General features: G+C 37.4%; 13 protein-coding genes. 5 read left to right on the top strand and 8 right to left on the bottom strand.

The window, feature by feature from the left end; genetic code table 11:
- Positions 1-56 precede the first annotated feature (56 nt).
- The 4 genes from ACLHG9_RS12140 to ACLHG9_RS12155 are packed head-to-tail and all read left to right on the top strand — an operon-like array spanning position 57 to position 3,790.
- Positions 57-755: a peptidylprolyl isomerase gene (locus tag ACLHG9_RS12140; protein ID WP_410221770.1), complete on the top strand. Its 699-nt coding sequence runs from the start codon at positions 57-59 to the stop codon at positions 753-755.
- A gap of 7 nt (positions 756-762) precedes the next feature.
- A complete protein-coding gene (locus ACLHG9_RS12145; protein ID WP_410221771.1) occupies positions 763-1,530 on the top strand; it encodes an exodeoxyribonuclease III in 768 nt (255 codons plus the stop codon).
- Positions 1,531-1,554: 24 nt separating this feature from the next.
- On the top strand, positions 1,555-2,796 hold the full coding sequence (gene hutI, locus ACLHG9_RS12150; RefSeq protein ID WP_410221772.1) for an imidazolonepropionase: 1,242 nt from the start codon (positions 1,555-1,557) through the stop codon (positions 2,794-2,796).
- Entirely contained in the window at positions 2,774-3,790 is a 1,017-nt protein-coding gene (locus tag ACLHG9_RS12155; RefSeq protein ID WP_410221773.1) for a formimidoylglutamase, read from the top strand. The genes hutI and ACLHG9_RS12155 overlap by 23 nt, the downstream gene beginning before the upstream one ends.
- Here ACLHG9_RS12155 and ACLHG9_RS12160 read toward each other — a convergent pair.
- From ACLHG9_RS12160 to ACLHG9_RS12195, 8 genes are all read right to left on the bottom strand, one after another.
- Entirely contained in the window at positions 3,753-3,914 is a 162-nt protein-coding gene (locus ACLHG9_RS12160; protein ID WP_410221774.1) for a hypothetical protein, read from the bottom strand. The two genes, ACLHG9_RS12155 and ACLHG9_RS12160, sit on opposite strands and share 38 nt — an antisense overlap.
- A gap of 4 nt (positions 3,915-3,918) precedes the next feature.
- Positions 3,919-4,488: a 5-formyltetrahydrofolate cyclo-ligase gene (locus tag ACLHG9_RS12165; protein ID WP_410221775.1), complete on the bottom strand. Its 570-nt coding sequence runs from the start codon at positions 4,486-4,488 to the stop codon at positions 3,919-3,921.
- Positions 4,489-4,573: 85 nt separating this feature from the next.
- Positions 4,574-5,134, bottom strand: a complete 561-nt coding sequence (gene efp / locus ACLHG9_RS12170) for an elongation factor P (protein WP_410221776.1) — start codon at positions 5,132-5,134, stop codon at positions 4,574-4,576.
- A gap of 130 nt (positions 5,135-5,264) precedes the next feature.
- Positions 5,265-5,897: an ATP-binding cassette domain-containing protein gene (locus ACLHG9_RS12175; protein ID WP_410221777.1), complete on the bottom strand. Its 633-nt coding sequence runs from the start codon at positions 5,895-5,897 to the stop codon at positions 5,265-5,267.
- Positions 5,898-5,901: 4 nt separating this feature from the next.
- A complete protein-coding gene (gene lpxA / locus ACLHG9_RS12180) occupies positions 5,902-6,687 on the bottom strand; it encodes an acyl-ACP--UDP-N-acetylglucosamine O-acyltransferase (protein ID WP_243359212.1) in 786 nt (261 codons plus the stop codon).
- 19 nt (positions 6,688-6,706) lie between these two features.
- Positions 6,707-8,101: a bifunctional UDP-3-O-[3-hydroxymyristoyl] N-acetylglucosamine deacetylase/3-hydroxyacyl-ACP dehydratase gene (locus ACLHG9_RS12185; RefSeq protein WP_410221778.1), complete on the bottom strand. Its 1,395-nt coding sequence runs from the start codon at positions 8,099-8,101 to the stop codon at positions 6,707-6,709.
- 5 nt (positions 8,102-8,106) lie between these two features.
- Positions 8,107-9,174, bottom strand: a complete 1,068-nt coding sequence (lpxD, locus tag ACLHG9_RS12190) for a UDP-3-O-(3-hydroxymyristoyl)glucosamine N-acyltransferase (RefSeq protein ID WP_410222288.1) — start codon at positions 9,172-9,174, stop codon at positions 8,107-8,109.
- A gap of 99 nt (positions 9,175-9,273) precedes the next feature.
- A complete protein-coding gene (locus ACLHG9_RS12195; RefSeq protein ID WP_410221779.1) occupies positions 9,274-10,497 on the bottom strand; it encodes an HD domain-containing protein in 1,224 nt (407 codons plus the stop codon).
- Positions 10,498-10,598: 101 nt separating this feature from the next.
- On the opposite strand from ACLHG9_RS12195, the gene ACLHG9_RS12200 reads away from it, so the two are divergent.
- A complete protein-coding gene (locus ACLHG9_RS12200; RefSeq protein WP_410221780.1) occupies positions 10,599-12,152 on the top strand; it encodes a PglZ domain-containing protein in 1,554 nt (517 codons plus the stop codon).
- Positions 12,153-12,155: the final 3 nt, after the last annotated feature.

A 12,155-nucleotide genomic window follows, 5' to 3' on the forward strand; every position in this document is an offset into this window, starting at 1 on the left:
GTAACCAAGGCTCAAAAATTTTAAATATCTTAGCAAGATTACTAATAAACCACATTATGAAAAGATTTTTAGCTCTTTTTTTTACATTTCTGTGCCTTAATGCTTTTGCTGCAAAACCCAAACATCAATACATAAAAATCACGACCGAAAAGGGAGAATGTATCATTATGCTGTATAATGAAACGCCTTTGCACCGCGATAATTTTATCAAACTGGCAAAACAGGGTTATTTTAACGGCTCGTTATTTCATCGGGTAATTAAGAACTTTATGATACAAGGTGGGGATCCTACCTCAAAAAATGCTCATCCTGATTCTCTTTTGGGTAATGGTGGACCAAAATACACCATACCGGCAGAATTTAGAGATAGCTTATTTCACAAAAAAGGCGTGCTTGCGGCTGCCAGAGAAGGTGATGGAGTTAATCCCGAAAAGGCTTCGAGTGGCAGCCAGTTTTATATTGTTCAGGGCAAAACATTTACAGATGAGCAGCTTGATCAGTTAGAACAAAAGAGATTGAAACACAAAATTCCAAGTTATCAGCGTGAGGTTTATAAAACCATTGGCGGTACTCCTCATTTAGACAGAAATTATACTGTATTTGGCGAAGTAATAAAAGGCTTGGACATGGTTGACAGTATTTCTGATGTAAAAACCGGGAAAGCCGACAGACCTGTTGAAGATGTGGCTATGACGGTTACTGTTTTAAAAAAGAGGGAAGCTAAAAAATTAGAAAAAGCATTAGGATTAAAATAAAGTTTAGATGAAAATCATATCATACAATGTTAACGGCATTCGTGCTGCTGCAACAAAAGGTCTTTTTAACTGGTTGCAGGCCACTGATGCTGATATGGTCTGCTTACAGGAAGTAAAGGCATTAAAAGAGCAAATTCCTGATATTATAGCGCTAATTGAACAATTAGGTTACCATCATTACTGGTTTGCTGCAGAAAAAAAAGGATACAGCGGGGTAGCTATTTTAACTAAAATCAAACCCAATCACGTAGAATACGGATGTGGTGAAGAATGGATTGATAAAGAAGGCCGGATATTGAGAGCCGATTTTGATTCCTTTTCTTTAATGAGCCTTTATATGCCATCGGGTTCTAGCGGAGATGAAAGGCAGGCAAAAAAATATGAGTTTATGGCTTTCTTCAACAATTACATTCATGGGCTGCGAAAAGAACACCCTCACTTGATTATCTCTGGCGATTACAATATTTGCCATAAGCCTATCGATATCCATAATCCTAAATCAAATGCCAATTCATCTGGTTTCTTGCCAGAGGAAAGGGAATGGATGGAAATTTTTATCAATAATGGTTTTATCGATTCTTTTAGGCATTTTAACCAAGACCCTCATCATTATACTTGGTGGAGTTACCGCGCAGGAGCTAGAGGAAAAAATTTAGGTTGGCGTATTGACTACCATTTAACCACACGTGAAATGGAAAACAGCTTAAAAAACGTAAGGATTTTACCCGATGCTATACATTCTGATCACTGCCCTGTTTTACTTGAACTCAACTGATTTTATTTTCTTAAACCCTGAGTTATGCTAATCACACATATTAAAGGACTTGTAGGCACACACCATAAAGATGTATTATCGCTTCGTGGCAATGAGCTTGCCCATTTGCCCATATTGGAAAACGCATGGCTTTTAATTAAAGATGGGTTAATACATGATTTTGGAGAAATGGATAGCATACCTGCCGAAATAGCCCAGGTTCAACCTCACATTTCTGCAGAGGGGCGCTTTGTTTTTCCTTCGTGGTGCGATAGCCATACCCATATTGTATTTGCTGCTCCTCGCGAAGAAGAATTTGCAATGAAAATAGCAGGAAAAACTTATGAAGAAATTGCAGCAGCGGGGGGAGGAATTTTAAATTCTGCGAGTAAAGTGCAAACAGCAACAGAAGATGAGTTATTTGATGCTGCAAGCATTCGCTTAAATGACATGATCAAACAGGGAACAGGCGCTGTTGAGATCAAAAGTGGTTACGGATTAACCGCTGAAAGCGAACTGAAGATGCTCAGGGTAATTAAACGGCTTAAAGAACGTTTCCCTATTCCGGTTAAAGCCACATTATTAGCAGCTCATGCCTATCCTACAATATACAAAGAAAACCACCAAGGTTACATAGACCTAATCATCAATGAGCTTTTACCTCAAGTTGCTGCAGAAAATTTAGCAGATTATATAGACGCTTTTTGCGAAAAAGGTTTTTTTTCTAACGAAGAAACCGCACAAATACTTGAGGCCGCAGCCCTATATGGTTTAAAGCCGAAGATCCACGCTAACCAGTTATCTTCAAGTGGGGCTGTACAAGTTGGCATTGCGCATCATGCTATTTCGGTTGATCATCTGGAAGAAACCGATCATGAAGTATTAGAAGCATTGGGAGAAAGCACTACCATCGGAACCTTACTTCCATCCTGCTCTTTTTACATCAATATTCCTTTTGCCAACGCCAAAGGTCTTATACAAAATAATGCAATTGTAGCGCTGGCCAGCGATTACAATCCTGGCTCTACTCCGTCAGGAAACATGAATTTTGTGGTTTCATTGGCTTGCATCAAATTAAAAATGCTGCCAGAACAAGCTGTTAATGCTGCAACCTTAAATGGAGCGGCCGCAATGGAAATCAGCGATAAACTGGGTAGTATTACTAAAGGCAAAACAGCAAATATTTTCATTACGCGTCCCATGTCTTCGTTGGCTTATCTGCCTTATAGCTTTGGCCAAAGCCAGGTAGAAACCGTAATTTTAAATGGTAAACTTTATCATGGATAGCTTTAAAATCTATACAAAAGAAGACATTAAGGTTTATGTAAAACCTCGTAAAGGTGAAACCAAATTGGGTGAAAAAATCCAAATCCTCAATGGCCCTTTATCAGCTCAACACCTTAAGATCTTTGAGGCCAAAGTTGTACTATTGGGTATTCCTGAAGACATTGGTATTAGAGCAAATTATGGGATAGGAGGTGCCAAAACAGCATGGCCGACATTTTTAACCGCTTTTCTTAACTTACAGCAAAACATTTTCTTAAATGGAGAAGATATTTTGCTACTTGGGCATTTTGAAATTGGCGAACCAGAAGAAGACAATATCGAATCGCTACGCCAAAAAACAGCCCTAATCGATGATTTAGTTTCTCCCGTAATTGAAACCATTGTAAAAGCGGGCAAAATTCCTGTAGTTATAGGTGGGGGACATAATAATGCTTATCCTATTATTTCTGGCACAAGCTGGGCCTTAAGTCAGAAAATCAATGTTATTAATATTGATGCCCATACTGATTTACGTGACGTAGATGAAGGGCGACATAGTGGAAATGGTTTTAGCAGCGCTTTTGCGCATAAACTTTTAGCAGGATATACAGGTTTTGGCATCCATCAGAATTATATTAGTGAAACCCTGATGAACTATAGCCAGAACAATCCTGTAAAACTCGTTTATTTCGACGATTTTCTCTCTAAAGACCAAAGCCCTATAAATACTTTTAAAAGCATTACAGAAAGCGTAAAATCACCTTGTGGTTTAGAAATAGACTTAGATAGTATTGCCGGAGTTTTAGCAAGCGCAGCAACCCCTTCTGGATTTGGATTAAATGAGGTAAGAAAGATGATTTTGGCCACAGCAAAGAAATTTTGCTATCTGCATTTATGTGAAGGCGCCCAAAAGCTTGAAAATGGGCAAACAGATCTTTTTATTGGTAAAACCTTAAGCTACTTGGTAAGCGATTTTGTTAAAGCTCTTCATCTTCGTAGCGCTGTGCTTCTCTAAGCATGATCTCCATATCTGCCAATTGCTCATCTGTAAGCGGATCTTCTTGTTCCTGCATTTCAAAAATTGCAATCATGGTTTCTTCGTATTGCTTTGCATTGGTTATTTTAAAATCCGCGTTCATGACATTAATTTTTGAAAATAATTAATTTTTGAGGTGTTATACAGGCATCAAGCTTGATATCATCCAAATTTACATCTTTAATTTCATCTATTGCATCAAAAAGACTCAACCCTATTTTCTGTGTATTCATGCCAGCCAGAAATCTGTCATAAAAGCCTTTGCCATACCCCACTCTGTTCCCCTTTTGATCAAAGGCCAATAAGGGGATAATTGTCATGTCTATTTCTCCATGATAAGCCTTTGTTTCTGAATCTGGTTCGGGAATACCATAACTATTTATTTTAAGCTGCTGCTTTCCAGCATAAATGTAATTTTCCATTAAATTTTGGGCAAAATCAGCTTTTGAAACCAGTATTTTAATTTCAGGGTGATTTTGTTCAAGCCAGTTAATGAGCAGAAAAGTATCTGGTTCTCTCTTTTTGATAATGGGCAAAAAAATATGAATGGTTTTTACAGATGTAAAATCCAGCTGCATAAATTGCTGTAAAAGCTTTTTGTTCAGTTCTTTAAATGCTTCTTCAGAAAGTTGACTTCTTTGCAGTAAAGATTTTTTTCTTATTTCATCTTTTAGCATGTAAACTAAGGTATAAAAAAAAGATGGCTTCGGGAACCACTCCGAAGCCATAATCAACCTAAACCTAAAACTAAACTATGAAAATTTATTTTACTCTTTCTATATAATCGCCAGTGCGTGTATCAACCTTAACTTTATCGCCTTGGTTAATGAACATCGGCACTTTTATTTCAACACCTGTTTCTACAGTAGCATATTTTAATGCGTTTGTTGATGTATTACCTTTTACGGCAGGCTCTGTATATGTTATCTCTAATTCAACGTTTGAAGGTAATTGTGCCATAATTGGCTCTTCACTTTCAAAGGCCACAATTACATTGGTGCCTTCTTTTATGAATTTAATTCCTTCGCCAAACAAAAACTTTGGAACATTGTACTGCTCAAAAGTATTGTTATCCATTATTACCAAATGATCTCCATCTTCATATAAATATTGAAAATCATTTGTTTCTACCCGGCAAATTTCTACCTCTTCATCAACACGGAAACGGTATTCAACCAGTTTGCCTGTTTTTACGTTACGCATTTTTGCCTGATAGAACGCTCTTAAGTTTCCTGGAGTACGGTGGATAAATTCTTCTACCGCAACTAAATCTCCGTTAAAACGAAGAATATTTCCATTTTTGATATCAGATGCTTTTGCCATTTTCTTTTTGAAATTTAGCGTCCAAAACCCGCCTCATTTCGTGGCGCAAAGGTATAGACATTTTTTTAATTATACAATAGTCTTTTTATTTTTTTATTTTATGATTTGTAAACAGCTGTTACAGTGCCTTTTAAACCATTTTTTGTTTTAATTTATAGGCCATGATCTGGATCTGTTCTTTACAAAAATCATATTCATGTTGTTGGTTAGACCCCAATACAACTAATTTGTTTGCCGTAAATTTTTCTACCAAAGACAAGTACCAGCTGGTTCCCTGAGTATCTAAATTGGATGTCGGTTCATCAAGAACCAGCATTGGGGTATCCGAACAGAATGCCAAAGCAAGTTTTGTACGTTGTTTCATTCCCGAAGAAAAATATTTTAGCGGCTTATTTTTTGCTCCGGCCAAAGCGAGAAGATCTAAAACACCTTCTGCATCAAATCCCTTTACATAATTTTTAAAGCTAAAGTGAAACGCTATAGTTTCAGCAAGTGTAAACTCTTCAATTAAATCAAGATACGGCCCAGCAAAACTAATATGGCTGAAAATCTGTTCGGGTATGATTTCTTTATCTTGTTGATATATAATCGTTCCCTCAGAAGGGCTAAGATTGGCCATTAGTATGCTCAACAATGTTGATTTACCTGAGCCATTTGGTCCTAATACGGCGTAGCTGTTTCCTGCTTCAAAGGAATAATCAATCCCTTTAAAAATCCACTCTTTATTAAATCTCCTACCTATATTTTTCAGGGTGATATGCATCTATTTACATATTTGACCCAAAGCCACGCATTACCCCACGAGCAGAATTGCGAATAAAATCTACGATTTCATCCCTGATTTCTGTAGGCTGAAATTCTGCTTCGATTTTATCTAATGCTTTGGTTACGTTGTTATTCTGTACAAACAATACCCTATAGATTTCCTGTATCTCGTTAATCTGTTCTGATGAAAATCCCCGGCGACGCAACCCAACGGAATTGATACCCACATAAGAAAGTGGCTCTCTTGCTGCTTTTACATAAGGAGGCACGTCTTTACGCACCAAAGAACCTCCGGTAACAAAAGCATGCGATCCTACCTTCACAAACTGGTGAATAGCCACCAAACCTGCTAAAACCACATAATCGCCAATGGTAATATGCCCTGCTAAAGTTGTACTGTTAGAAAAGATACAATTGTTCCCTACCTGGCAATCATGTGCAATGTGCGAGTAAGCCTGTATTAAGCAGTTACTGCCAACCACTGTTTTCCATTTATCTTTGGTACCTCTGTTTATGGTAACACACTCTCTGATTACGGTATTATCGCCTATTTCTACGGTGGTTACTTCTCCGGCAAATTTCAAATCCTGAGGAACGCCTGAAATCACCGCTCCGGGAAAAATGCGACAGTTTTTTCCGATACGGGCTCCATCCATAATCACTACGTTAGAACCAATCCAAGTTCCTTCTCCAATTTCTACGTCTTTATGAATTACCGCGAAAGGCTCAACAACTACATTATCGGCAATTTTTGCCTGAGGGTGTATGTACGCTAAAGGTTGTATCATGTTTCTTTGTTGGGTTCGTTTATTTAACTTTTGTTATTTGAGCCATCATTTCTGCTTCTACAGCAATTTTATCTCCTACCATACCTATACCTTTCATCTGTGCAATTCCACGGCGTATAGGCTCCATCAAATCGCAACGGAAAATAAGCGTATCTCCCGGTTGTACCTGCGCCCTAAAGCGCACATTATCTATTTTTAGAAAATAAGTAAGATAGTTTTCGGGATCAGGAACAGTATTTAACACCAAAATACCGCCTGTTTGAGCCATTGCCTCTATTTGTAAAACTCCTGGAAAAACAGGGGCGCCCGGAAAATGTCCTTTAAAAAACTCTTCATTCATGGTTACGTTCTTAACGCCCACTACATAGGTTTTTGTCAGCTCAATTACCTTATCAACAAATAAGAACGGTTGACGGTGAGGTAAAATATTCATGATCTGAACAGTATCAAAAACCGGTTTAGCATTGATATCGTAGTTCGTGATCTTTTTCTTTCCTTTTTCTTTTTTGATAGCGGCTTTAATTTTTTTAGCAAATGCCACATTAGCAGCGTGTCCTGGCCTTGCAGCCATAATATGACCTTTTAAGTGAACTCCTACCAGAGCAAGGTCGCCGATCATATCTAAAAGTTTGTGTCGGGCTGGCTCATTCTGATAGCGCAACTCCATATTGTTTAATATGCCCTGAGGTGCTACATCAATCTCTTTACGGTTAAAAATTTTGGCCAAATGTTGTAATTCCTGTTTGGTAACTTCCTTATCAACAATTACAATGGCATTATTTAAATCTCCCCCTTTAATCAGATTGTGATTAAGCTGGTATTCCAGTTCATGCAGGAAGCAAAAAGTTCTGCATGAGGCAATTTCTTTTTTAAACTCATCAATAGTAGAAATTCCTGCATGTTGGCTACCTAAAACGGGCGAGTTATAATCGATCATACAGGTAAAGCGATAATCGTCAAGTGGCATCGCCACAATTTCTACTTTCCTGTCTGGCTCTGTATAAGTAATGTTATGAGGGATTGTGTAATATTCTCTGTCTGCATTCTGAATAGCCACACCTGCCTCTTCTAAAGCCTCTACAAATTTAATTGAGCTTCCGTCCATGATTGGTGTTTCCGGACCATCTACCTTAATCAGTACATTGTCCAGATCCATTCCTACCAATGAGGCCATAACATGCTCTACTGTGCTTATACTAGCCCCGTTTTGGGTAAGTGTTGTTCCCCTTGCGGTATCTGTTACATTATCGCAATCAGCATCAATTATTGGTTGTCCGGGAAGGTCCACTCGCTGGAATTTAAATCCATGATTATCGGGTGCCGGGCAAAATGTTAAAGTGACATTAGCTCCGGTGTGCAGACCAACACCTTTCAATGAAATTTCTCCCTTAATTGTCTTCTGCTTAACGTTCATGCTCATTATTCTGTTTCCTTAATATTATCTATTACAGCATTAAGTGCCGCAACTTTTGCTTCAAGTTCTCTTAGCTTTCTTTCTACTTCCGGCAAGTGTTTAAATATAACTGTAGATCTCATCCATTCTTTTAATGGCTGAGCCGGACTACCATGCCATTGCTTATTTTCTTCGGTATTAAAATTTATGCCCGCTTTTGCTCCAACCTGAGTTCTTTTGCCCAAATTTAAATGGCCGGCAATGCCCACTTGTCCTCCTATTACCGAATTAGAGCCAACTTTAGTGCTTCCAGAAATGCCTGTTTGCGCTGCAATAACTGTATGTGATCCTACATCTACATTATGTGCGATCTGGATCAGGTTATCTAATTTCACACCTTCTCTTACATAGGTTGAGCCCATTGTCGCCCTATCTATAGTTGTATTAGCCCCAATTTCTACATTGTCTTCTATAATAACGTTGCCTATCTGCGCAATCTTACTGTAAGAACCGTTTGTTTGTGGTGCAAAACCAAATCCATCACTACCTATAACGGTGTTGGAATGTATAATTACTTTATTGCCTATTTGGCTGTGTTTATATATTCGCACTCCAGGGTTAATCTGGCAATTGTCTCCCAATGTAGCGGCGGCGCCAATAAATACCTGGGCGTAAAGCTTGGTGTTATTGCCTATAACTGCATTTTCTTCAATGCAGCAAAAAGGCCCTACATATACGTTCTCTCCTATTTTAGCCGAAGGATGTACAAAACTCAGGTCTGAAATGCCTGATTTATGCTGTTCGCTGTTTAAAACTTCATCATACTTTTCTAAAAGTACGGAAAAGGCGCTGTAGGGGTCTTTTACCTTAACCAAGGTACTACTTACCGGTTTTGTAGGTTCAAAACTCTGAGCCACAATAATTACAGAAGCTCCCGTAGTATAAATAAAGTTCTCGTATTTAGGATTAGACAAAAAGCACAAGGAACCCGGAACACCATCTTCTATCTTAGAAAGCCTGTCAACCAATACCTTTTCATCACCTACTATGGTGCCGTTTAAAAATTCGCTAATCTGCTTGGCAGTAAATTGCATCATGCAAAGTTAAATGTTAAAATGATACGAACAAAAAACCTGTAACGTTAAGATAACGTAATTATCGTACTTTTTTATTTTGTCATTAGTTAAAAGTTGCTAAAATTCTTTACTATAACATAAAATATGCTTTTTCACTGTTTTGTCTAACGATTGTATATTAGACAGATCAGAAGCTTTTGCAATATCAACCAATTTTCCTGTTTTCATCAAAATATTGGTGTTGGCTGTACTCATGTTATAGGCTCGGTTTTTAATTGTATCCGTAAAAACAAAATAAGAAACTTCTTTCTCGTTTAAGCCCAGCTTATTTTTTGTGTTTTTTGCCAGCTGCATTACACGATTCTGATCTGGTTCTTCATTTGTGATCTCTACTTTATACAGTTTTCTGGCTTTTAACATTCTGCACATTCTGGCTAAAATCTCATCTTCTGAGTCTGCCCACACTTTTATAGCCGCGTGGATATCCTGATCGTCGAGTTGGGTAAATTTATTTAAATGGATTTCTTCATTAAAGAAATTTTCATCGTTTACATTATTTTGTAGAAAATGTTGCAAAGCTGGAGTAGCAAACAAGATATGCCCCTTTGATGAAAGTTCTTTGGCCCGCTCAAGTATTTTTACCAGTAATTGCTCTGCAGCAATAACTGTTTTATGAAGATATACCTGCCAATACATTAACCTGCGGGCTATTAAGAATTTCTCTACAGAATAAATTCCTTTTTCCTCTATCACCAGTTCATCATTAACTAGATTAAACATCTTGATAATGCGATCAAAACTGATCACACCTTCACTTACGCCGGTAAAAAAGCTGTCTCTGTTAAGGTAATCCATTCTATCCAGATCTACTTGGCCCGAAATAAGCTGGCTGAAAAAGGCTCTGTGATATTGGTTTTTAAAAATTGAAAGCGCAAGGTCCAGCCTCCCATCAAATTCTTCATTCAGCTTATTCATAATGAGCTGAGAAATGTCCTCATGCTGAATTCCACGAGCAAGAGTATGTTCTAAGGAATGCGAAAAAGGTCCATGGCCTATGTCATGCAATAAAAGTGCAATTGTGGCGGCTTCTTCTTCCTCTGCACTGATAAAATGCCCTTTGTTTCTTAATACTTCCAATGATAATCCCATTAGATGCATTGCTCCGAGCGCATGATGAAAACGGGTGTGTAATGCTCCGGGATAAACCAGATGGGTCATTCCCAATTGCTTAATATATCTTAATCTCTGAAAGTAAGGATGCGAGATAAGGTCGTAAATTAAATCAGAAGGAATAGTAATGAATCCATAGACCGGATCATTTATGATTTTCTTTTTGTTCAAATTCTAAATTGTAAATATACGGTACAAAAATTGTTAATTTTATCGACAGTAAAAAAGCGATGTCTTTTTTTACTTGTTAATTTACATAAAAAGGAGAGAAAATGCAGAAAACCAAAATTTTATGGGCCGATGATGAGATCAACCTTCTTAAACCTCATATATTATTGCTGAATGAAAAGGGATATGATGTTGCTACATTTACCAATGGCAATGATGCTTTGGAAGCATTCGGAAAAGAGCATTTTGACCTTGTTTTTTTAGATGAAAATATGCCCGGCTTAAGTGGTTTGGAGACCCTTACAGCGATTAAAAATATTAGATCGGATATCCCGGTAGTACTCATTACCAAAAGTGAAGAAGAAAACCTGATGGAAGATGCCATAGGCTCTAAAATAGATGACTATTTAATTAAACCTGTTAATCCAAAACAAGTTCTTTTAACCATTAAAAAGTTAATTGACAACAAACGTTTAGTTAGCGAAAAAACATCATCAGCTTATCAGCAGGATTTTAGAAAACTGGGTATGACCCTTAATGATAAGCTAAACTATGATGAATGGGTAGATGTTTATAAAAAGCTCGTTTTCTGGGAACTGGAATTAGAGAAACTCGACGACCCGCAGATGCATGAAATCTTAACCATGCAAAAATCTGAGGCCAATGCGCAGTTCTCTAAATTTGTTGAAGACCGCTATTTAAACTGGGTAAATGACATGGATCCCGCTCCTCTATTCTCTCACCAATTGTTAAAGAGTAAAGTTTTTCCTTTAATCAATAGTGGAACACCTGTTTTTTTCATATTGATTGATAATCTGAGATATGATCAGTGGAAAGTTATTCATCCGCTTATTACAGAACACTTCAGGCTTGAGGAAGAAGATATTTATTGTAGCATTTTACCTACAGCAACTCAATACGCTCGTAATGCCATTTTTTCAGGGCTAATGCCTTTAGATATGGAAAAAAGATTTCCTGCTCTGTGGCAGAATGATGACGATGAAGGTGGAAAAAATTTACATGAAGAAGCCTTCCTTGCAGACAATATTAAACGTACTTTAAGAAAAGAGTGCAGATTTTCATATCATAAGGTCTTAACCTTTGATCAGGGCAAAGATCTTACAGATCAGGTAAACAATTTAATGCACAATGATTTTAATGCTATTGTTTACAATTTCGTGGATATGCTTTCTCATGCCAGAACCGATATGCAAATGATCAGAGAGCTTGCCAACGATGATGCGGCTTACAGATCTATTACCTTATCATGGTTTGAACATTCGCCTTTGCTTGATCTACTTAAGAAATTAGCCCAAAAAAGAGTTAAAATAGTTTTGACCACAGATCATGGAACTATCAGGGTAAAACACCCGAGCAAAGTTATTGGCGACAGATCTACTAATACTAATTTACGTTATAAACAGGGTAAAAACCTTAATTTTAATCCTAAAGAGGTATTTCTCATTAAAAACCCTCATGAGGCCAAATTACCAAAGATCAATATCAGCTCTAATTACATTTTTGCAAAAGAAGATCAATATTTTGTGTACCAGAACAATTACAACCAGTTTGTAAATTACTATAATGAAACTTTTCAGCATGGAGGTATTTCTATGGAAGAGATGATTATCCCGATTGTAACTTATACTTCAAAATAGAAC

The organism is Pedobacter sp. (assembly GCF_046462515.1).
Classification (GTDB): domain Bacteria; phylum Bacteroidota; class Bacteroidia; order Sphingobacteriales; family Sphingobacteriaceae; genus Pedobacter.